We start from the raw sequence: 22236 nt of genomic DNA on the forward strand, positions 1-22236 counted from the left end.
AGGGCGGGACGGGAGATACCCTACGGCGCGAAAAATCGGCCATCGTCGCTCAAATGGGGCGATCAATCAGAAAGTCACGCATCCACGCGCGGTCGCGCTCGATGAGTTAGTTGAGCTCGTGCAGCAACACCACCGAGCGGTTGCGCCCCTGGCGCTTGGCGCTGTAGAGCGCGGCGTCCGCCTCGTTGATCATGACCTCGTAGTCGTTCGAGCCGGGCCGCGCAGAGGCGGCACCCACGCTCGCCGTCACGGCCACGACATCGCCCTGCACATCCACGGGCGTGTCGCCGATCGTGTGGCGGATTTTCTCGGCCACGTGCATCGCGTCGTCGAGCGGCGTACACGGCAGCAGCAGGGCGAACTCCTCGCCGCCGAAGCGCCCGAAGATGTCCTCCTTGCGCACCACGCTCGCGACGCGCTGCGCCATCGTGCGCAGCACCGTGTCGCCGGCGACGTGACCGAACTCGTCGTTGATCTTCTTGAAGTGGTCCAGATCGAACAGCAGCACCGACATCTCGCCGCCATAACGCTGCCAGCGCGAGAATTCCTCGGCGAGGCGCGTCTCGAAATAGCGCCGGTTGCCGATACCCGTCAGGCCGTCACGATCCGCGTACTCGCGCAGCTTGGCGACGGCCTCTTCGCGCTCGCGCTGCATCACGCTGACGTGGGTGACGTCAGTGATCGTCACGCACACGGCGATCACCTCGCGCTCGCGCATGAGCGGCATGAAGGTGCAATCCTGCTGCATGTAGTCCACACCGCCCGTGATGGGCCGGTCGTGGTCGAAGCGGAACAGGTAGGGGCGCTGCTCCCACGAGCTGAACGCGAAGCTGCCGAGCTGGAACACGCTCTCGACCTTGCGCGTGAGCCACGCGCGCGGCAGTTCGGGGAAGCGCTCGAAAACGGGGCGACCGATCACGGCCTCGGCGGGCACGCCGCTGTGGTCCTGCATGAAGCGGTTCCACATCAGCACGTTCATCTCGCGATCGAGCACGAAAATGCCGAAGCCCACGCGCTCCGCGACGAGATCCGAGAGCGATGGCGACGAGGCGGGGGTAGTCATAGGCTGTGCAGCATGGCGTCGATGGCGCGGCTGACATGGTAGATCGACTCTTCGGCCATCAGCATGACGAGATGCGCGCGAAAACGCTGGTCTTCCAGCGCGAAGTTGACTTCCACGAGGAGCGCCAGATCCCAGGCGAGCAGGCCTGGCTGGAACACGTCGTCGAGCGTGACCGCCTCGCCGAGCAGCCCCGGCTGGGTGAAGACCGGCAGGCGGCCGAGCTGGTCGAGCATCGACGACACACACGCGCCCGTCAGCACGTTCGCCACGTCGAAGATCAATTCCTGTTCCGTGAGCGCGTCCCAGGCCGATTCCGCGAAGGGACCACCCACCAGCGCGCCCAGTTCGCCGATCTCGCCGCTGCGGCAGATCACCAGCGCCTCGCCCTTGATCTCGGAGCGAAAACCCTGGCGCACCGCGGTCACCGGGCCGTCGATGCCGGTCATTTCGCGCAGCGCCTGCGCCGCCTCGCGCACCGCGACCACCCGCACACGCGGCACCGACAATTCAATGAACGCATTCAGCAAGCTGGACAGGCGCGTGGCAGCCTGGCCCATGCCGAGATTGGCGATCTCCTGCAGGGCGTCGCGCTGCAGTTCCGTGAACACTCGATCAGGCATACAACCCGTACTCCTTCAGGATGGGTAGCAGCGCTTCCTGGCTGACCGGTTTCGGCACGAACGCCATCGCGCCAAGCGCCAATGCGCGCTCCTGGGCGCGCGGCTGGACATCGGCGGAAACGACGATCACGAAGGTATTCAGGTCTTCATGCTGGAGCGCTTCGAGGACCTGGAAGCCCGTCATGTCGGGCATCGTGAGGTCGAGAAACATGACCTCTGCACGCCCGGCGCGATAGTGTGCCAGTGCTTCTCGTCCGTTTGTCGCGTAGGAAATCTCAACGTCCCAGTCCTCGGGAAGCGCCTTCGTGAGCACCTTGCGAGCTAACAGCGAATCGTCGGCGATCACGATGGGCAAGGACATGGATATGCAGAATGAGTGTGCGTTAGACGGAATGCGTTAGAACGGATTAACGGCGGCGCGCGCAAAAACTTTAGGGGGGGCGCGCATTTTATGCGTAATGCATGAGATTCCCCGCTCGTCGCCTGCCTGCCGCCAGTTCAGGCGATGAAACGGCAGGGCGCACGCAGACCCGGTGAAAGCAACCCCGTTTTAGCCACGCCTTTTCGGCTTACAGATCGAAAAACGCCAAAGCGGCACGGCAAACAACACCCATTTTCGGGTGTTTTATTTATCGTGTTCGCGATTTTCGAAGCAAACGGAAACAAATGCAACTCGTCGATAATCGTTCAACGAACAAAACTGACTTCATTTCGCCCCTTTTGGAAAATAATCGATCGATCCCTTAATTAAACTCCGACGAATATCCTTTTGTGTACGTTTGCGCTACACGGATTTTCGCGCAATCGACGCCGCTGACAGAAAAATCGACTTACTTTGCGCCTCTGCGTTGTCTTACACGCAATTGCGTACGATTCGCATTGGCGGATACCGTCTGGTGGCGCGATGTTTCGTCCCTGGCTCGATTTATTTCGATGAGACCCCGAACCCGGCGGGGCGCCCGTGGTCGTTTATGATGTCAAAAGCTCCGCCGCTGCTTCCAGCCTTTTCCGTACGATGATTCCCGACCGGCCCGCAGGGCCCGACGACCGCTCGCTGCCGCCACCGCGCGCCGACGAAGCGCCCTTTCCGGCGGCGCCCAGTCACGACTTCACGGTGCGCCGCCGCACGCTGATCGCGCTCCTGCTCGCCGCGATCGTGCTGCCCTGCGTCTATGTCGCCGCGATGGCGTGGAGCGATCTGCGCACCCGCGAGGCCGACGCCACCGACGTCACGCTGCGCACCGTGCGCGTGGCCGAAGAGCACGCGCTCAAGGTGTTCGACATGAACGACGCGCTCGATGCGCGCATCGTCGACGGCGTGGAAGAACTCGACGACGACGGCATCCGGGCGAACGAAGCGCAGATTCACGAAAAACTCGACGCGATCGGCGGCGGCTATCCGCAGGTGGCTGCCGTATCGATCTTCGGCCGCAACGGCGATTTGCTGGCGAGCAGTCGCTACTCGCCGCCGCCGCCCATTTCGATCGCCACGCGTGATGACTTCGTCGGCATTCGGGGCGGCCGGGTGCTCGATCACGTTTCGCGCGTGATGGTCGGGCAGGTGAGCGGCGAAACTGTTTTCAACACCGGCATCGCGCGCCACGACGCGGCGGGCCAGTTTGCCGGCCTCGTTTCGGTGGCGCTGCGGCCGCGCTATTTCAACAAGTTCTACAACGAACTGCTCGGCGACGATTCGCCGATGGCGCTCGGCCTCGTGCGTAGCGACGGCGCGATCCTTGCCTTCGAACCGCCGCCGCGCGCGTCCGGAACTCGCTCGCAAGGCGCCGCCCCGGCGGCGTCCGGCGCGGCGGCGCCCGGCGCGGCCAGCGCCGCGCATGCCGCGATTCCCGAAGCCATCAGCCCCGGCACGCCGTTCGCCGCCGCGCTTGCGCTCGGCAAGGACTCGGGCGTCGTGCGCATGCATTCGAAACTGCTCGGCGGCAATGCGATCGTCGCGTTCCGGCGCGTGGGCGCGTATCCCGTCTACGTCACCTGCGCCTATCGCGCATCGGCGATCTGGGCCGGCTGGTATCGGCATTTGAGCGTGCTGCTTATCTCGATGTTCACGCCCTCGATCGCCCTGTGGTGCGTGATCTGGCTTTCGCTGCGCCGCCTCGCCGCCGAGGAAGAGGCGTGGGAGCGCTGGCAGGCCGAAGCGTCGATGCGTCGCTCGATCGAGTCGGCCTACCGGCAGTCGCGCAAGATGGAGGCGCTCGGCAATCTGGTCGGCAGCGTCGCGCACGATTTCAACAATCTGCTGATGATCGTCTCGGCCAACGTGCAGATCGCGCGTCGGCGCGGCGCAGCCGGTTTCGAGCGCGAACTCTCCGCCGTCGAGCGCGCGCTCAAGAGCGGACAATCGCTGACGCGCCAGTTGCTCGGCGTCGCGCGCAAGCAGCCGCTGCGTAACGAGACGATTCACGTCGGCCGCTGGCTGCCCGCTTGCCGCGAATTGCTGCGCGCCTCGCTCGGCGCCAAGGTCTCGCTCGTCGTCGATGTCGACGTGGACGTCTGGCCGGTGCTGGTCGACGTGGCCGAGTTCGAGCTCGCCCTCATCAACCTCGCCGTCAACGCGCGCGACGCCATGCCCAACGGCGGGCGCTTCACCCTACGCGCGCGCAACATGGCGTTCCGGCCGGGCGAGGGCTTTCCGCTCGACGGCGATTTCGTGCATGTCTCGCTCGAAGATACGGGCGTCGGCATGTCGCCCGACGTGCTCGCGCGCGCCTTCGAACCGCTCTACACGACCAAACCGAAGGGCATGGGCACCGGTCTCGGACTGCCGCAGGTGTTCGCGTTCTGCGAGCGCTCGGGCGGCCTTGCCGCAATCGACAGCGCGATTGGCGCGGGCACCTCCGTGCACCTGTATCTGCCGCGCGCCGCCACGGTCGCGACCGTGCCGCGCGAGCCCGAACCGCGCGAGGACAGCACCCAGCCGCAGCAAGGTTTGCGCGTGTTGCTCGTCGAAGATAACGACGAAGTCGCGGCGGGCACCGAAGCCCTGTTGCAGATGATGGGTCATCACGTCACCTGCGCGAACGCCGCGGCGAGCGCACTTTCGCTCGTCGATGCGGCGCACGCTGCGCCTGCGGCTCGCGCCGATGAAAACGACGCGCCGCACTTCGACCTCGTGCTCTCGGACATCCACATGCCGGGCGAGATGAACGGCATCGATCTCGCGGAAGCACTCCAGGCGCGCGCGCCCACGCTGCCCGTGATCCTCGTGACCGGCTACGCGGAAGAGCTCGATCGCGCGCGCCACGTCGACGTGCGCGTGCTGTCCAAGCCCTTCGATATTGCGCTGCTCGAGAAGATGCTGGAAGCGATCCAGCGCGATCGCCAGACGCGCGCGCGGCGGGAACGGGACGCGACACTGTAGGTCGAACCGGCACACCTGCCGCCAGCTCGACGCCGGTTTGGCGTCGGGGTTTGCGTTTTCGGCGCAGACTCGATCCGTGGCATGCGGATTGCGACTACGTCGCACGAACGAGGCCGCCGGCGCGCCCACGCATCAATCGCCGACGTGCCGCCATTGCCTGCTGACGATGAGGAGTGAGTGAGCCATGAGACAAACCGTAACCGGTCTGTTCGAGACCTACGACGCCGCGCGGCACGCGCAGGATGTGCTGCTCCAACGCGGATTTCCGGCCAGCGACATCGAATTGCCCGTGCATGAGGCCGGCGTGCTGGCCGGCATCGAGCGCATGGTGTCCAGCTTCTTCTCTTCGACTGGGGATGTACGCGCCAATGCGGGCACTGTGCCCGAACCGGCACCTCATGTTCCCGGCGCGGCCGCGACGCCGAGTGGCAATGTGCTGATCGGCGTGCGCGTGAGCGACGAAGCGCATGCCGACCTCGCACGCGAGACGATGCGCGACGAGCACGCGCTAGAAGTAGCGATTCGGGGCGGAGGCTGGACATGGGCATCGGCCGATGCCGACCCCGTCGTGCGCGAACACTCGGCGCTCGATGAACTGGGGCTGTCCGGTCTGGCCGATGCGATGCGCCGACGCGCGACGCCTGTCGGGTCTGGCGATGCGATGGCGCCCACTGCGGCGGGAGCAGGGCAGGGCGCCGCCGACGGACATACCATGAACGAAGCCGAAGCCACCGTGCTCGCCTCGGCAAGCGCGCCGGGTGCGGGAGCGGTGATGGGTACGCCCGCGCCGGCTCACCCCATGCACACAAGTCCCGAGGTGCCCGCCGCACCGCAGGCGACGCAGTCGCCTGGCTCGGGCGCGCTGCGCATCCCCGACGAATTCATCGAATACGAAGAGGATTCGCACGACCACCGCGCGTCCGACGCACCCGATCGGCCGGTGACGGGGTCTCGCCCGACATTGCATTGAACAGGATCATTGTCGCGGCGCACGCTTTGAGGGCGGGCGCCGCGACTTGACCGACTGTTATCCGACTCGACGAGAAGCTTTTAGCGGCCCAGCTGTCGCTTGACCCACTCCGCATAACGATCGACGAACGCTTGCAGGAATTTGCGCGTGTCGTCGTTCACGATCTCGCCTTTTTCATTGATCCGGCTGGCGTCGTGCTTGATGAACATCTCAGGCTGGCCGAGTGTCGCCACGTCGAGATAAGCCAGCACATTGCGCAGATGCGCCTGTGACAGCGCCGTGCCGATCGCGCCCGGCGAGGTGCCGAGCACGGCACCCGGTTTGCCGCTCCACGAATTCTTGCCCCACGGGCGCGAACCCCAGTCGATCGCATTCTTCAGCACACCCGGAATCGAACGGTTGTACTCGGGCGTCACGAAGAGCAGCGCATCGGCCGCCTCGATCTTCTGCTTGAACTGGCGCGCGACTTCGGGGAAGTCGGCGTCGTAGTCCTGGCTGTAGAGCGGCAGCACACCGATATCGAGAAACTCAAACGAAAAATCGGCAGGGGCCAGCGACTTCACCGCATGCGCGAGCTGACGGTTGAACGAATCCTTGCGCAGACTGCCAACCACGACCGCAATTTGATACGCCATCTCAGTGTCCTCCAGGGAGTTCCCGATCGAGAGCGCGCGCGAGGCGCAGGGAAGAGAACCCACATCATAGGCGCGAGTGTTGAGGCGAGTGTGTCAGGGTGTCCGCATGCGGAGTAGGGGGGATGTGGACAAGTCGGCGACGCGCAGATTTATCCACAGTTTTGGGGGACAACCTTGTGCACAACTTGGCCCGAAGCCCGATGGCATCGGCCATGTGTCGGGATCGAACGAGCGCGAGAGGGCGCCTGTGTTTTGTGCAGCGTCGTCGCGGCGCAGAGGCCATGCGCCGCGACGACAGCGATAGGGCAGGGGTCGCGCGCTACGGCACGCTCAGGTGAGCAGACTCCAGAGCACAAGCGTGAGAACGAGACCCACGACGGACACGATGGTCTGCAGGATCGACCAGACGAACACCGTCTGCTTGAGCTTCAGACCAAAGTACTCGCGCACCATCCAGAAGCCAGCGTCATTCACATGGCAGAAGAACACCGACCCCGCGCCAATGGCCAGCGCCATGAGCGAGTTGTGCGCGGCGCTCAGTCCGGTCACCACCGGCGCGACGATACCGGCTGTCGCCGTGGTCGCGACTGTGGCCGAACCGGTCGCCTGACGCAACGCAACGGCGATCAGCCAGGCGAGCAAAAGCAGCGGCAAATGCGCACCGACTGCGATCTTGCTGATGGTCGTGCTGATGCCCGCCAGCACAAGCGTCTGCTTGAGGCCACCGCCCGCACCGATCGTCAGCAAAAGCCCGGCGATGGGCGGCAGGCTCTTGCGCAGGATGTCCCCGACACGATCACGCGCCATGCCGCGTGACCAACCGAGGGCAACGATTGCAAACAAAACGGTGAGGCCGAGCGCGATTAGCGGCTCACCCAGAAAATCGAGCACGGTGAAGGCGAGTGTGCCGGGATGAAGCGCCAGCTTCGCGACTGTGCGGCAGAGCATCAGCACGGCGGGCAACAGGATCGTCAGAAGCGAGACGCCGAAACCCGGCGCGGCCAGTTGCGGATCGTGGCTCGTGAAGACTTTGCCCAGATCTTCAGGCTCGGCCACCTGCATGCGTCGCGACAGCCAGGAACCATAGAGCGGCCCGGCGAGGATCACCGCCGGCACCGCCACGATGATGCCGAAGCCGAGCGTGATGCCGAGATCCGCGTGCAACGCGCTAACGGCGATCAAGGGTCCCGGATGCGGTGGTAGCAGCGCATGCAAGGTAGTCATCCCGGCGAGCGCGGGGATCGCGATGCGTAGGATGGGCTGCTGCGAGCGGCGCGCCATGACGAAAATGATCGGCACCATCATGACGAGGCCGACTTCGAAAAATAGCGGCAACCCGATGATGACGGCGACGAGCGACATCATCCACGGCAGCGTGCGCGGAGTGGAGTGATCGAGCAGCGTGGAGACCAGTCGATCGGCGGCGCCCGATTCGGCCATCAGGGCGCCAAGCATGGCCCCCAGCGCGATGATGATGCCGACATCGCCGAGCAGCGCCCCGGCGCCTTTACTGAAAGCGCTCGCCACACCTTCGAGCGGCACACCTGCGGCAAAGCCGGCCGCGAAGGTGCCGACGAGGATCGAGAGGAAAGGCGCGAGCTTGAGTGCGCTGATCAGGATGATGATCAGCGCGAGACCCAGTGCGCAGGCGAGGATCAAACGCGTGTCGTGAAACGACCACGCAGATAAGGTAGCAAGGGACTCCACGGGATTCTCGATGATCGGTCAGTTGTCGCTACGGTTGGGAAGGGGCCATGCCGCGCATGGCCATGTAGGGAGGCCGCGGCGGGGGGGCCGCGCGAGTCAGGCGAAGAGCGCCGCGACGTTTTCGGGCGGACGTCCAATCACGGCGCGGCCATCGCGTACAACGATCGGGCGTTGCAGCAGGATCGGATGCTTTGTGATGGCGTCGTAAAGCTGGTCGTCGGTGACAGTCTCTGCTGCGAGACCTAGCTCGGTATATTCGGTTTCGTTCGTGCGCATCATGTCGCGCAACGGACCACCCAACAACGCGTGGAGCGTCTTCAGTTGCTCAACGGTGAGCGGCGTCTTCAGGTACTCGACGACTTCAACGGGTTCGTTGGCTGCATGGGCGGTTGTGACCAGTTCGCACGTTGCGCGGGATTTCGAGCAGCGTGGGTTGTGGTAGATCGTGATCATGGTGGGAGCGAAAGGTGCGGGTGAAGTGGATGGAGAAGCGCAGCACCGCATGGTTAGGGCGCGGCCAGGTCATGGGTAATAGATCCTGCCGCGCGTCACCGTCTGGCCGGTGTGCGGAAACGGGAATGAGTCCCTTTGGCGCACTAATTTTACCGGCGGGTGGGGAAGCGGGGGAGGGGAAGCACTGGCCGCGCGCGTGCTCGGGCGGTGCTTTATGCGCATAAAGCATCTTGGCTTCGAAGCGGGGGCCTTGCCGAAAGACACGCGTTTAGTTGTATATCCGGCGATGGCGGTGCTCTCGTCGCTTCCACGGGCTTTATGCGCATAAAGCCCGCCCCGATCGAATAGACAGCACCTGGCAGGCTGCGCACTTTGCCCTTGCAGTTCAGTGGATCACAGGGGGATTGTCGTGGCGTGAGGCACTGCTTTATGCGCATAAACTTGCGGCGGCGCTTGGAGTCATTGCCGTACTGCAACCAACACATCAAGGCCCGGGGCTCATCGTCGGTGGCAGGTTTATGCGCATAAAGCTGACCGCTGCCTCGTCCTTTATCTGCTCGACAGCATCGTTTGTCAGTCGCAGCCCACACATCGGGCTCCATGCCCATCGCAGTCCCGTCCCTCGCGTCGCCGCTTTATGCGCATAAACCTCAGCCAAACGGCCAACGATGCATCTTCGTCCGACGAAAATCAGACGCCTGCCGTTGAATCACAACTTAATCCAGGTAAAATCCAAAACAATTAGCAAAAGGAGAAAACCAATTGGCAGCAGAGATAATCGCAGTCACGCAGCAAAAGGGCGGGGTCGGCAAGAGCACGATCGCGATGCATCTCGGCGCAGCATTCCACGAAAGGGGAAAGCGTGTACTCGTGGTCGATGCCGACGGCCAGAACACGCTGGTTCACTGGGCAAGTGCATCCGCTGACGGCGACGTCGGCATTCCCTTCCCGGTGGTCAATCTTTCGGAAGCCGGTGGCCAGATCCATCGCGAGATCAAGAAGTTCATCGGAGACTACGACATCATCGTGGTCGACTGCCCGCCGTCGATCACCGAGAAAGTCTCTGGCGTCGTTCTCCTCGCGGCGACGATCGCTGTCATTCCCACGTCGTCGTCGCCGGCCGATTACTGGTCAAGCGTCGGACTCGTGAAGCTGGTGCAGCAGGCACAGGTCATGAACGAAGACCTGAAGGCCGTCTTTCTGCTGAACAAGACCGAAGAGAAGCGCATGCTCACGCGCGAGCTCAAGCGCGCGCTGGAAGAACTCGGCTTTCCTTTGCTCAAGACGCAAATCCCGACGCGTGAAGCGTACAAGCAGGCGATGGCGCTCGGACAAACCGTCCTGCAAATGAACGACCGCGGCGCTCGACTCGCCGCTGTCGAAGTGCGCGCCTGCGCTGACGAGATCGCAGAGATGCTCTCCTGACTTTATGCGCATAAAGGAGCCTGAATGAAGTCCTCACAATTTGCCAAAGGTTTCCAGGCACGGCCGGATACGACGAGTAGCGAGAAGCGTACAGCGCTCGATCGACTCAACGCCATCGACGGCCTTGTCGAGGACAAGCCCAAGACGCGCGAAAGCGTCGGTCGCGCAAGCCAGCCCGAGCCGACGCTTGCCGCCGCCGACGAGATACTCGCAGCGACGGAAAACGAGTCCGCCGAGTATCGCGCGTGGCGCGTCGACCAGGGCTACCGTCCTGGTCAGATCATCGAACTGCCGCTGAAGGCCATCAAGCCGAGCCCATTCAATCCTCGCCACTTTTATCTGAAGTCGTCGATTGCGGAGTTGGCGGTCAATCTTGCGAAACAGGGCCAGCAGCAGGCGATCCACGTGATCCCGGACTACGCCGCGCCCGGTAGTTACTTCGTGAGCGATGGTGGGCGACGCGTGCGCGCGCTCAAGGAAGCGAACAAGGAAGTCGTGAAGGCGATCGTGGTCGATCTCCCCATCGGCCTTCAGAGCTACAAGCTCGGCTACGATCTCAACGTCCAGCGCGACTCGCAAACGGTGTTCGACAACGCCGTCGTCTGGAAGCGCTTTATCGACGACAAGCACTTCCAGAGCCAGCGCGAACTGGCCGAGCATCTGGGCCTCGACGAGTCGACTGTGGCCGTCGCCCTGTCGATCGGCAAGCTGCCCGAACTGGTGATGCATGAGATGGTCGCGCGTCCGGATCGCTTCGGTTCGAACATGGCGTACCAGGTTGGCCGCTATCACGGCGCGCGCGGCACGGACGCGACGCTGCGTTTGATCAACCGCATTCTTGCTGACGATCTCAGCACGCGTCAGGTGGCGGATATCGTCAAGGGACGCGCCACGCCGCAGGAAAACGCGAAGCCTGCGGGACGGCAGCGCTACGCGCAGCGTATGGAGATCAAGCTCGATGGGATGGCTGTGGGCGATCTGAAGTCATATGGGGACGACCGGCTGGAGTTGCGACTCAAGGGCCTGACAAAGGACCGGCGCGACGCCATCCTTCACCAGATCGAAGAGATGCTCAAGCCGAAGTAAGCCGGACTGGAAAAGAAAAAGCGGTCTTCACGTGCAATACGTGAAGACCGCTTTTTTATTTATGGAGGCTGTCTGAGTACGACCGTGACGGCGAGGCCAGGCGGGCCGTGGTTCAGGCCGCGCGCGACTGACTCAGCGTAAAGGCGAGCAGATCGCCGTCGGTCGGCTCGCCCCAGGTCTTGCGGGCCAGCCAGTCGAAGAACGCCGTTTCCCCGAGCTTCGAATCCAGACCGCGACGGCGCCAGTCGTCGCGCAGATGCGCACCCAGCCCCGGCAGTTCGTCGTTCTCGAAGGACGTGCGCGCGATCTCGCGTTCGAGATCGCCCTGTTCATCGTAGAGCGCGCGCGCTTCCTTGCGCCGGTACGCCGCGTACTCGTCCATCAGGCGCGCCTTGGGATCGTCCGCCGCTACCGCACCGGCAGCGATCGCACGACCTGAGGCGGCGGCGTTCGCAGCATCCTCGACCGGCGGCGCGTAGCCCTTCTTCAAGGCGTCCTTGAAGAGCGCGGCCGCGCTGCGCACTGGCGGCAGGCTCGTGCTGCGCATCCGCTGCTCGGTCAATTGCAGCGCCGCGCGAATGCGGTTCTCTTCGCTATCGGCGTAGAGCGACTGCGCTTCCTTGAGCGGAATCCCGATCTTGACCATGCGATCCACGAGCGTGCTGTCGAACACGTTCGGGTGTTCGTCGAGCGCCAGCATCGGCTGCTTGCGTTCGGTGACGCGGAACTGGATCTCGGCGACGCGACGCCCCTCGCGATGCTCGATCAGCTCGACGAAGATGTTGGTGACCGCATTGACTTCCGCAATCGCCGGGCGCAGATAGTCGCGCTTGAAATACTTGTATTCGCGTTTGGCTTCGTCGCCCGCTTCGGTGTCGGGCGTGCCCGAAAGAATAGGGCGCCACCACTCCCACGTCTCGCGCATCGTCAGATGGCTAGGGTTCGTGAGATAGCGCACGCAGATTTCGTAGAGTGCAAGGCCAGCGCTGCTGCGCAGCTGGCTCTGGAATTGCAGGCTCAGGCGGGCGTACTGGACCGGATCCAGCAATTTCTTCTTGATCTTGGGTGCGAACGAGAATTCGACCCAGACACGGCGCGTTGTCGGATCTTCGAGAATTTCCGCATCGGCGATCAGCGTGGAAATGCCCCACTTACGACCGGGCTTCTGGCTCGAGGTACCCTGGCTCCATTCGACCTGCACCGACACCATCCGGCGCAGATGCTCCTTCACGAGCGCGGTGTCGTTCGAATCGAACGCCGAGTTCGCGACGATGTCGGACAGCAGGGCACGGTAGGTATCGCCAGCCTCGTCTGCCTGCTGCGCGACGGCGAGCAGCACATTGAAGAGCTTGCGGGTGAGCAGGGTGATCTTGCCGCTTTTCGGCTGAATCGCGATCGCCTCGACGGCCTTGCGCAATTCGGCCGAACTGGGGCTCACCACATCGGTTTTCTTTACGCGCTTCGTGGCCATGCGTCGAGTCGAGGTGAGATTTCGCGAAAGGATACCGTCTGGGGTGAAACGCGTCTATAGGGCCTCTCTCACCATTGCCGGTGATGGCCATTTCAATCTCTCGCCTCACCGCGAAGCGTTCCCGGAAACTCTCACCTTTGAGCAATCCGCCTGGCGGCGGGGCTCCCGGCAGATTCTGGGCTGTGAAGGGAAGCGCTCAATCCTGGCGATTCCAAAGGGTGTCAATCCGCTCCCGAAAAACCTCACCTTAAAAATTTCCTGGCGCAAACGCAACGGTGAAGCGCGTAATTGACCGCGAAGTGCGCATCAGGCCAGTCGAACGCCGCCGACAAAAAGGCCATCGGCCCGACTGCAAGCTGACGAATACCCGCTGAATGTGCCTGAAACAGATTCTCCATTGCGTTTTACGCTGGATCGCTCCCGGAAGTTCTCACCTGACGCGCGCCTAGCGTCTCGAGTTCGCGCCCTCAACAGTCCCACTGGCGGGTTCATCGAGCGAAATATACTCCTGAAAAGCCTCACCTTTTATTAGCCGGGATCGCCAACGGAAACCCTCTTCGACGCCCCCGAAAAGACTCACCTTCAGGACGGCGAAGAGAAAAAATCAATGAATTCCGAGGGTTATCCACATCCTCTAAACACCGTCGCCACGACATTGAGTCCCCGGAAAATCTCACCTTAAGAAACCTCACCCGCATCAACGACGATTCAATGCTCCCTGTCATTCATCCCGAAAAGCCTCACCTTTATCAATTCCGGGTATCGGTGAAATGAATTTCATGGCTTTATCTTTCAAGCTTTTGGCGTTAGTGAACGCCAACTAGCTCCCGAAAAATCTCACTTTTAGACGAATCACATCGAAAATTTGCTCCCGAAAAGACTCACCTAACGCCTTTTGAGTGCCAGGGGGCGGCCGCTTTCACAGAACGACCATCGGCTCCTGAAAAGCCTCACCTCGATACCCAGATTGCACAGTTAGTGGGCAGGAAAGCTGATCAACCTGGAATCCAGACATGACTCGCGTGCTCCCGTAAAAGCTCACTTCACGCCCCCAAACAGCCAAAAACGATGAAAATTAACCTTGAGCTCCCGAAAAACATCACCTTCGCCTGGCATTTTTTCCCGATACCCCTCACCGAAGCCTCTGAAGCGCCCGGATTGCGCCCAAAAACAACCGCGATTACACGCCCCGAATCCGCTCACCGTTGCATTTCACGTAACAACGCCACCGTCTCCGGCGTATACACGCGTAGCGGCGCTTTGACTCCCGTAATCACTCACCCTTGCCAAACAGTCAACAATGGTGTGCTCCCCGAACCCGCTCACGTTATTTCCCGCAGGCTCTCACCGGCCTCCCCGAAGCCCATCACCCGCACGTCCCGTAGAGCCTCACCACCTATCCCGTAAAGCTTCACCCAATCCCGCTGAAAGCCAGACCTGGTAAGGCTTTGCCGTGGCGTTAACGTTTTTAACGGGTATCAATGGTGTTTACTTTTATTACTCTCTAGCCTTTTTTACCCCGCGAGCCTCCTGAGATATCCACATCCTCTTCCCCTTGCGAAGACTCCTGCCTCGTCCCTTGCCCTCGTGAAACACTGTCTATAAATGGCTCGTCATCAGAAAGCCAAGCGTTTACAATAACTTATGAAACAAACCTCGCTTTGTTTCACGTAAACCTGCAGACAGACGTAACCCGACGGTCAAATTCGGATGACGATCACGTTCGATTCCAACGGTTTACGCATGCGCTGGGAAAAACGTATCGAAAAATACGTAATTTGTTATTATTCGACCTGTTATCCCTCGCTGAGACGACCATGATCCGAGACGAAGAACGTCTGGCCCTTCGCGAAGAACTCGAAACCTTGCGTGCAGATGGCGCACGACGTCAGGAACTTTCGCTCCACGCCTGCAAGCGACTCTTTTTTGATTTCGGCATTCGCCCCTCTATGGCCACTGTCCGGGACCTGACCCAGACCGGCAGCGCCAGCGACATCCCTAAAGATATCGAACTGTTCTGGCAGCGCATCCGGACGGCCTCGAAAGTGCGCGTCGGTAGTGGCGCCATTCCGCCTGCGCTGGAAGAACGTGCGGGCGAACTGCTTGGCGCACTGTTTGAAGAAGCACGTTCACTGGCCCGGCAAACGCTCGAATCGGAACGCGAAGCCATCGACGCCAGCCGCAATGATGCGGAACAGGCGCTACGCGATGCCGAAGCCCGGCGTCTTGCGGCCGATGAGATGCTTCAGCGCAGCGAAACCCGCACGGAAGCTGCATGGGCCCGTGTACGGGAGCTCGAAAACCAGCTCGCCGCTTCGTCGGCGCAGGGTGCATCGCATCAGGACAACCTTCAGGCCACCGTCCTTCGGCTTGAAGCCGGAAACGAGGCGCTTCAGAAACGCATCGAAGCCGAGCAGGCCACCAACGCGGGTCTGCGTGACCGCATCGACGGTCTCAATGAGGAGATGCGGCGCAGCACCGAGCATTACGCGCAACAGATCAAGGACGCGCTAGCCGAGGCCGAACGCCGCGTAAAGCCGATGCTGGTCGAACTCGACTCGCTGCGCACGATGTCGTCGACCTGGCAGGCGGCCCAGCGCGATGCGAGCAGAAAGGAATTCGATTTCATCCAGCAGCTGGCAACGGCCAAAGCGCGTGCAGATCGCCTCGATGCGGTGCTGCGCGAGCGCTCAGATGAAGTGGACGGGCTGACGCGTCAGGTTTCGACCCTGAAGGCGCAGCAGGGAATGGATGGCTCGGTGGCCGTCGTACTATGCGCGCTCGCGCAGTCTGGCCGGCTGACTGCGTCCGAGTTGGCTCAACTCGGTACCGTCGTGGATGGCCACGTCGCGCTGCCCACGCGTTGTCCGAATTGCGAGGAAGGCGAGCCCGAGCTTTCGCAGGTCGAAGGGCGCATCGAGCTGTCCTGCCCTGAATGTGACTACACGTCAGGTGCAGGGCTGTCCCGGCTGGAGGCGATCGCCCGATTTGCCGCCGGCAAAAAGATGCCTGCAACGCGGTGAGGTGAGTGTTTACGGGAACGGTTGCGGCTCGCGAAAGTGAGTCCTTCCGGGAGCCGTAATGCTTGAAAGTCGCGCGCAGACTGGGGGGCTCAGGCGCGTGGGGAAGGGGCGTTTTCTGCGTCGACGGCGCGGGTTGATGCTTCGCGGTCGGCCCAGACGCGCCAGGAACGATGCAGCCGGCCTGCCGAAATGGGCTGTAGAAAGCCAAGCCATTGGCCAACCTGATCGGCATCCACGCCCCGTTCAAACAGGTCGGCGGCAAAGCTGTTGCGCAGCGTTTGTGGACTTGCCCGCTCCGCTCGCGTCTGGGCGACACCTGCCGCTTCCATCAATGCGTCGATCGCGCGCAGCACCGTGGCCTTGTGCATCGGCCGTCCGCTCGGTGAGCCGGGAAACACGAGTTGTCCCGGCAGACCCGCGAGACGCCGGGCTTCCAGCCATGCACCCATCACGTCGACGGCAAACGGCGCGAGCTTCGTGCTGTGCGTGAAGGCGGGGTTGTCGGCTTCGATCGTGATCCATTCCGATCCGATCGCCGTGGCGTCGAGCTGCAAGGCAATTGCGTCGCCCGTCTTCAGGCCACCGCCAAGAAACACCGCGACGAGTGCGCGGTCGCGCCGCTCGCGCCAGCGCCGCGCGGCCGATTGCTCGGTGAGCGGTGCGAATAGCTGGGCGATCACCGCCGCGCGCTCCGTGGCCGTGAGAAAACCGGTGGGTTCGTTTTCACGCGCGTTGCGCCATGCGGCTTCGCCGTCCTGGGCAATGAAGCGAGCCGGGTTCGTGGACGCCAGCTCGATCTGTCGCACGTGGTCGAGCACGCGCTCGATCAGCCGCAGATAGCGCAGCCGCTGCGGTTTCTTGACGTCGAGTCCGGCGACGAATTCGGCGATCGTGCCGGTATCCACCGACACGATGGTCTTGCGCTTGAGCGCGAGCCATTCGAGAAAGCGGCCCCATTGCACGCGGTAGATATCCGCCGACGAACGGCGCAGATCCTGGGACGCGAGCCAGGCATCGAAGGCGGCGGCGGGGTCGTGTTGCCAGTCCTTGCGGCGCTGGTCGAAGAGATCGCGGGAAGAATGGGACGAGTGGGACAAATCGGAGGTAGTCATCACTGTCCTTCCGTTAGTTGCGTTGCAGAAAGACATTCTAGCGAAGGCGGTGCAGAGGTGGGCGCCATCATCAGCCGCCCCATGCGCGTGCGCGTTTTACCGCTGCTTCGCGGCGCGCCTCGCGTTGCGCTTGTTCGGCGCTGCGCGTCGCATGTTCGTAAGCGCTCACGGCGAACGCGAATACGGCTGGCAGCGCATTGGACTGGCCAAAATCGACGGTTTCGTCGGTTTCGGGATAGGCTAGATCACCGGGGCGCTGGAACAGGCCCAGCATGAGCGTGTCGTGACGACTGGCGAAACCGAGGTCGGCGAGCGCTTCCGCCTCGATCGCGTGAAGCAGGCGCCAGCTTAGCGGGACCTGCTGGGCGATATAGCGATGCGCGATGTTGCGCACGATCTGCTCGAGATCGCGTGCGGCCGCCTGGAAACGCAAGGCGGCCAGCTCCTGCTCGTTCGGGATGCGCGAGGTGTGCATGGGCGGCTCCGGTCGTTCTTTTTACTGTATAAATATACAGTACCCGGAGCGATTGTGCAGCCTCGATGCCCAGATTAACCATCTAACTGGCCATCTGGCCAGGCCGTGTCAGCCGTGGATCACCACCAGCAGCGCCCGCGCTTCGCCTTTGCCCAGATTGCGGATCGCATGGGGTTGATCGGCGACGTAACGCGCGGTGTCGGCGGCCTTCAGCCGCTCGACCGTGCCCGCGGCTTCCACCTCGATCGTGCCTTGCAGCACCGTGAGATGCTCGCGCGTGCCGGGCTCGTGCGCACTCGACACCAGCGCGCCGCCGGCCTTGAGCGTTAGCTCGTACCATTCGAAATGGCCGGCCAGCTCGATGGGCCCCCACACCCGCAGTTGATAGCCCGCGTCATGGCCGAGCAAGGTAGGAATGTCATGCGGCCCGGCCACGGCGATCGCATCGGGCGCCTTGGGCGCGGCGAACAGCGAATCGAGCTTGACGCCCAGCGCGTTGGTCAGGCGCCAGGCCACGGCAATGGTCGGATTCGCCTTGTCGCGCTCGATTTCCGAGAGCATGGACTTCGACACGCCGGCCGCGCGCGACAATTCGTCGAGCGTCATCTTGCGTTCGCTGCGCAGCCGCTGGATCTGCTCGCCTACGCGTGGCGGCGCGGCGGGCGTCGCCTTGCCCGGCAGATCGGGCAGATCCGCTGCCGCACTGGCGGCCGTGGCGCGGGATTTGCGCGCCGCGCGCTGCGCGGTGGCGGGCTGCGGCGCCAGATTGTCGTCAGTCGCTTCTGCCCGCGCGCCCGCGCGCCTGCCTGAGCCGGTGCTTGCCATTCCCTGCCTCATCGTTTAGAGTTTGTTCGATATACCGAACTTGAGTTCGAAAAAACGAATAAATTCGCTCAAAGCTGACGGCGACTATAACAGCCGCGGCTTGCCCTGTCAGGAGCACGATGCCATGAGCCTTTCCTATTTCGACCACCTGCGCGCGACGCTCGACCAGATCCGCGCGGACGGTTTCTACAAGAGCGAGCGCGTGATCGCGACGCCGCAGTCGTCCGCCATCGGGCTGGCCGACGGCAGCGACGTGCTGAACTTCTGCGCCAACAACTATCTGGGCCTCGCCAACGACGCGCGCCTGATCGCCGCCGCCAAGGACGGGCTCGAGCGCGACGGCTTCGGCATGGCCTCCGTGCGTTTCATCTGCGGCACGCAAACGGTGCACAAGCAGCTAGAAAGCGCGCTCGCCGCGTTTCTCGGCACCGAGGACAGCATCCTGTACTCGAGCTGCTTCGATGCCAACGGCGGCCTGTTCGAGACGCTCCTCAGCGACGAAGACGCAATCATCAGCGACGAACTCAACCACGCGAGCATCATCGACGGCGTGCGGCTGTCGAAGGCGCGCCGCTATCGATACAAGAACAACGATCTCGCCGATCTCGAAGCGAAGCTGCAGGAAGCCGATGCCGCGGGCGCACGCTACAAGCTCATCGCCACCGACGGCGTGTTCTCGATGGACGGCATCATCGCGGACCTCAAGGGCATCTGCGATCTGGCGGATCGCTACAACGCGCTCGTGATGGTGGACGATTCGCACGCCGTAGGCTTCATCGGCGCAAATGGGCGCGGCACGCCCGAGCATTGCGGCGTCGCGCAGCGCGTGGACATCATCACGGGCACGCTCGGCAAGGCACTGGGTGGCGCGTCGGGCGGCTACGTCGCGGCGAAGAAGGAAGTGATCGAACTGCTGCGCCAGCGCTCGCGCCCCTATCTGTTCTCGAACACGCTTGCGCCGAGCATCGCCGCTGCGTCGCTCGCCGTGCTCGAGCTGATTGCGAGCGACGAAGGCGCTGACCTGCGCGCACGCGTGCAGGCCAACGGCGCGCATTTCCGCCGCGAGATGAGCGCACTTGGTTTCACGCTCGTGCCGGGCGAGCATCCCATCATTCCGGTGATGCTTGGCGATGCGCAGGTGGCCTCGAAAATGGCCGACGCCCTGCTGCACGAAGGCGTCTATGTGATCGGCTTCTCGTTCCCCGTGGTGCCGAAGGGCCGCGCGCGCATCCGCACGCAGATGAGTGCCGCGCATACGCCGGAGCAGATCGAGCGCGCCGTGGCGGCGTTCGCGCGCGTGGGCAAGCAGCTTGGCGTGATTTGAACGGCGATACGTCAAGCAATCAGGAAGGATAGCGAAATATTATGAAAGCACTCGCCAAACTCGAACGCGGCCCCGGTCTCACCATGACTGACGTGCCGAAGCCCGAAGTCGGTCACAACGATGTGATGATCAAGATCCACCGCACGGCAATCTGCGGCACGGACATTCACATCTGGAAATGGGATGACTGGGCGCAGAAGACCATTCCGGTGCCGATGCACGTGGGCCACGAATACGTGGGCGAAATCGTCGAGATGGGCCAGGAAGTGCGCGGCTTTTCAATTGGCGACCGCGTTTCGGGCGAAGGCCATATTACCTGTGGTTTCTGTCGCAATTGCCGCGCAGGACGTCGCCATCTGTGCCGCAACACCACGGGCGTGGGCGTGAACCGCGAGGGCGCGTTTGCCGAATACCTCGTGATTCCGGCCTTCAACGCGTTCAAGATTCCGCCCGAGATCTCCGACGACCTCGCCGCGATCTTCGATCCGTTCGGCAACGCCACGCACACCGCGCTGTCGTTCAACCTCGTCGGCGAAGACGTGCTGATCACGGGCGCCGGGCCGATCGGCATCATGGCCGTGGCGATCGCGAAGCACGTGGGCGCGCGCAACGTGGTCATCACCGACGTCAACGACTACCGGCTCGAACTCGCGCGCAAGATGGGCGCGACGCGCGCCGTGAACGTCGCGCGTGAGTCGCTGCGCGACGTCATGAGCGATCTGCACATGACCGAGGGCTTCGACGTGGGCCTCGAAATGTCGGGCGTGCCGAGCGCGTTTACGGCCCTGCTGGAAGCGATGAACCACGGCGGCAAGGTCGCGCTGCTCGGCATTCCGCCCGCGCAGACCGCCATCGACTGGAATCAGGTTATCTTCAAGGGCCTTGAAATCAAGGGCATTTATGGCCGCGAGATGTTCGAGACCTGGTACAAGATGGTCGCGATGCTGCAAAGCGGGCTCGATCTGTCGCCCATCATCACGCATCGTTTCAACGTCAATGACTACGAGAAGGGCTTCGCCGCCATGCTCTCCGGTGAGAGCGGCAAGGTGATTCTCGACTGGACCGGCGCCTGAGCCGAATCCAGGTTATTGCGCCGCCGCCGTCGTTGCATCGGCTGGCGGCGGTTGTTCGAATTCCGCTTCGATGCGCACGTCGATCGCATCGCCCACGGCGGGATACCACGTCGTCAAGCCGAACGCCGAACGGCTAAACGTACCGCGCGCGGAGAAGCCCAGCGTGGGTTGCTTCGTAAGCGGATTCGGCGCATAACCGTTGAACGTCACGTCGAGCGTGACCGGTTGCGTCGCGCCGCGTATCGTCAGATTGCCCGTCAATTTCCCTGTCAGCTTGCCGTTTGCCTCGCCCGTGCGCTCGAAGCGCGTACTCGCGAAGCGGATCTGCGCATAGTGTTCCGTATCGAGCAGTTGCGGACCCTTCACCATGCGGTCGAGCACGCTCACGTTGGTATCGAGGCTGGCGGCCTCGATGTCCGCTTCCACCGTTGCGTCTTCGAGCGCGTGCGCGCGCCAGTCGAGTTGGGCGCTCGCCCGGTCGAAGCGCATCACAAAGCGCGTGTAGTGCAGATGGTCGACGTCGAACACGATGCTCCAGTGATGCGGGTCGAGCGTGTAGCGGCCCGCAGGGACGCTCGCTTCGGCAGGATTCACGCTATGCGTCACCACGCGCAGCGGCGTGCAGGCGAGCAATCCAGCGCAGAGCAAGGCGGCAACGGTTCGACGTCGAGTCATGGTGTCTCCGGGAGGGCAGGCGCAGGGGCGGCATAAGAACAGAACGATCCTCGCCAGGCGTTTCTTCCATTGTCCCTCCTGGCAGCGAAACCCGGTGCTCGTCGCGCCGGTAAATCGCCGCTTGACTCGCGAGAATGATCGTTCTACATTGCGCCTCATGGAGAACGATCGTTCCACCTCAAATCGACGAAATCATGAGCAAGACCGCTAATTCCGCTGAACTATCGCCGCCCCCACCACCAACGGTTGCGACGTCGCCCGACGCGCGCGAGCGTCTGCTCGAAGCCGCCGAAGCGCTCATATACGCTGGCGGCATCCATGCCACGGGTGTCGACGCGATCGTTCGCGCGGCAGGCGCTGCGCGCAAGAGCTTCTATACATATTTCGAATCGAAGGACGCGCTGGTGGCCGCCGCACTGACGCGCCGCGACGAACGCTGGATGCGCTGGTTCGAGGAAGGCACGCTCAAACGCGGGCGCACGCCCCGCACGCGCCTCATCGCCATGTTCGACGTGCTGCGCGAGTGGTTCGCCTCGGACGGCTTTCATGGCTGCGCGTTCCTGAATGCGGCGGGCGAAATCGCATCGGCCGACGACGCCGTGCGCGGAGTGGCCCGCATGCACAAGGCGCGGCTGCTCGCGTTCGTCGCGCAGCAGTGCGACGCCTGGGCGGCTGTGAGCGGCGTAGACCATCGCGTGGCCGCGCGGCTTGCTCGCCAGTGGCTGATCCTGATCGACGGCGCGATCGGTGTGGCGCTCGTGAGCGGCGATGCCGACGCCGCGCTCGACGCGCGTGCCGCCGGCCAGCTACTGCTCGATGCGTTGACGCCCGGTGGCGCAGAAGGCTCGCGCACGCGCCGCTGATTGTGCCGTTTCCCCTTTTGTTCGAATCTGGCGCGCCGTCCCGGCACGCCTTCCTGC

At 63.0% G+C, this 22236-nt stretch carries 20 protein-coding genes; 9 read left to right on the forward strand and 11 right to left on the reverse strand.

Annotated elements, in window-relative coordinates:
* Positions 1-106: 106 nt before the first annotated feature.
* From U5782_RS33870 to U5782_RS33880, 3 genes are read right to left on the reverse strand one after another with little or no spacing between them, the layout of a single operon-like run.
* Positions 107-1063 carry a diguanylate cyclase gene (locus U5782_RS33870; protein ID WP_322048215.1) on the reverse strand — a complete coding sequence of 319 codons (957 nt, stop codon included), beginning with the start codon at positions 1061-1063 and terminating at the stop codon, positions 107-109.
* Positions 1060-1683 carry a chemotaxis protein CheC gene (locus tag U5782_RS33875; RefSeq protein WP_322048216.1) on the reverse strand — a complete coding sequence of 208 codons (624 nt, stop codon included), beginning with the start codon at positions 1681-1683 and terminating at the stop codon, positions 1060-1062. Before U5782_RS33875 ends, U5782_RS33870 begins: the two co-directional genes overlap by 4 nt.
* On the reverse strand, positions 1676-2044 hold the full coding sequence (locus tag U5782_RS33880) for a response regulator (protein ID WP_322048217.1): 369 nt from the start codon (positions 2042-2044) through the stop codon (positions 1676-1678). The genes U5782_RS33875 and U5782_RS33880 overlap by 8 nt, the downstream gene beginning before the upstream one ends.
* A gap of 654 nt (positions 2045-2698) precedes the next feature.
* On the opposite strand from U5782_RS33880, the gene U5782_RS33885 reads away from it, so the two are divergent.
* Both U5782_RS33885 and U5782_RS33890 read left to right on the forward strand, forming a co-directional pair.
* A complete protein-coding gene (locus tag U5782_RS33885; protein WP_322048274.1) occupies positions 2699-5062 on the forward strand; it encodes a response regulator in 2364 nt (787 codons plus the stop codon).
* 184 nt (positions 5063-5246) lie between these two features.
* Complete coding sequence (locus U5782_RS33890; RefSeq protein ID WP_322048218.1) at positions 5247-6032, forward strand: hypothetical protein; 786 nt, start codon at positions 5247-5249, stop codon at positions 6030-6032.
* 80 nt (positions 6033-6112) lie between these two features.
* Here the strand turns inward: U5782_RS33890 and U5782_RS33895 are convergent, their stop codons facing one another.
* From U5782_RS33895 to arsC, 3 genes are all read right to left on the reverse strand, one after another.
* On the reverse strand, positions 6113-6667 hold the full coding sequence (locus tag U5782_RS33895; RefSeq protein WP_322048219.1) for an NAD(P)H-dependent oxidoreductase: 555 nt from the start codon (positions 6665-6667) through the stop codon (positions 6113-6115).
* Between the two features lie 330 nt (positions 6668-6997).
* On the reverse strand, positions 6998-8374 hold the full coding sequence (locus U5782_RS33900) for a gluconate:H+ symporter (protein ID WP_322048220.1): 1377 nt from the start codon (positions 8372-8374) through the stop codon (positions 6998-7000).
* Between the two features lie 96 nt (positions 8375-8470).
* Positions 8471-8827 (reverse strand): arsenate reductase (glutaredoxin), encoded by a 357-nt coding sequence (arsC, locus tag U5782_RS33905; protein ID WP_322048221.1) that lies wholly within the window; start codon positions 8825-8827, stop codon positions 8471-8473.
* Between the two features lie 762 nt (positions 8828-9589).
* On the opposite strand from arsC, the gene parA reads away from it, so the two are divergent.
* Both parA and U5782_RS33915 read left to right on the forward strand, forming a co-directional pair.
* On the forward strand, positions 9590-10252 hold the full coding sequence (parA, locus tag U5782_RS33910) for a ParA family partition ATPase (RefSeq protein WP_167070396.1): 663 nt from the start codon (positions 9590-9592) through the stop codon (positions 10250-10252).
* 24 nt (positions 10253-10276) lie between these two features.
* Entirely contained in the window at positions 10277-11338 is a 1062-nt protein-coding gene (locus U5782_RS33915) for a ParB/RepB/Spo0J family partition protein (RefSeq protein ID WP_322048222.1), read from the forward strand.
* Positions 11339-11450: 112 nt separating this feature from the next.
* Here U5782_RS33915 and U5782_RS33920 read toward each other — a convergent pair whose 3' ends face one another.
* Positions 11451-12809 carry a replication initiation protein gene (locus U5782_RS33920; RefSeq protein WP_322048223.1) on the reverse strand — a complete coding sequence of 453 codons (1359 nt, stop codon included), beginning with the start codon at positions 12807-12809 and terminating at the stop codon, positions 11451-11453.
* 43 nt (positions 12810-12852) lie between these two features.
* On the opposite strand from U5782_RS33920, the gene U5782_RS33925 reads away from it, so the two are divergent.
* Both U5782_RS33925 and U5782_RS33930 read left to right on the forward strand, forming a co-directional pair.
* A complete protein-coding gene (locus tag U5782_RS33925) occupies positions 12853-13101 on the forward strand; it encodes a hypothetical protein (RefSeq protein WP_322048224.1) in 249 nt (82 codons plus the stop codon).
* Positions 13102-14626: 1525 nt separating this feature from the next.
* Positions 14627-15832, forward strand: coding sequence for a DNA-binding protein (locus U5782_RS33930; RefSeq protein ID WP_322048225.1), 1206 nt, complete (start codon positions 14627-14629; stop codon positions 15830-15832).
* 89 nt (positions 15833-15921) lie between these two features.
* Here U5782_RS33930 and U5782_RS33935 read toward each other — a convergent pair whose 3' ends face one another.
* From U5782_RS33935 to U5782_RS33945, 3 genes are all read right to left on the reverse strand, one after another.
* Positions 15922-16944, reverse strand: a complete 1023-nt coding sequence (locus tag U5782_RS33935) for a tyrosine-type recombinase/integrase (RefSeq protein ID WP_322048226.1) — start codon at positions 16942-16944, stop codon at positions 15922-15924.
* A 70-nt stretch (positions 16945-17014) separates the two neighbouring features.
* Positions 17015-17419, reverse strand: a complete 405-nt coding sequence (locus U5782_RS33940) for a DUF2471 family protein (protein WP_322048227.1) — start codon at positions 17417-17419, stop codon at positions 17015-17017.
* A 108-nt stretch (positions 17420-17527) separates the two neighbouring features.
* Positions 17528-18244 carry a helix-turn-helix domain-containing protein gene (locus U5782_RS33945; protein ID WP_322048228.1) on the reverse strand — a complete coding sequence of 239 codons (717 nt, stop codon included), beginning with the start codon at positions 18242-18244 and terminating at the stop codon, positions 17528-17530.
* 124 nt (positions 18245-18368) lie between these two features.
* On the opposite strand from U5782_RS33945, the gene U5782_RS33950 reads away from it, so the two are divergent.
* On the forward strand, positions 18369-19568 hold the full coding sequence (locus tag U5782_RS33950; protein WP_322048229.1) for a glycine C-acetyltransferase: 1200 nt from the start codon (positions 18369-18371) through the stop codon (positions 19566-19568).
* Between the two features lie 41 nt (positions 19569-19609).
* Positions 19610-20641: an L-threonine 3-dehydrogenase gene (gene tdh / locus U5782_RS33955; protein ID WP_322048230.1), complete on the forward strand. Its 1032-nt coding sequence runs from the start codon at positions 19610-19612 to the stop codon at positions 20639-20641.
* A gap of 12 nt (positions 20642-20653) precedes the next feature.
* Here the strand turns inward: tdh and U5782_RS33960 are convergent, their stop codons facing one another.
* Complete coding sequence (locus U5782_RS33960) at positions 20654-21316, reverse strand: YceI family protein (RefSeq protein ID WP_322048231.1); 663 nt, start codon at positions 21314-21316, stop codon at positions 20654-20656.
* A 194-nt stretch (positions 21317-21510) separates the two neighbouring features.
* Between U5782_RS33960 and U5782_RS33965 the strand changes: the two genes are divergently transcribed.
* A complete protein-coding gene (locus U5782_RS33965; RefSeq protein ID WP_322048232.1) occupies positions 21511-22179 on the forward strand; it encodes a TetR/AcrR family transcriptional regulator in 669 nt (222 codons plus the stop codon).
* Positions 22180-22236: the final 57 nt, after the last annotated feature.

Source organism: Paraburkholderia sp. J67, from assembly GCF_905220265.1.
In the GTDB taxonomy this organism is placed as follows: Bacteria; Pseudomonadota; Gammaproteobacteria; order Burkholderiales; family Burkholderiaceae; genus Paraburkholderia.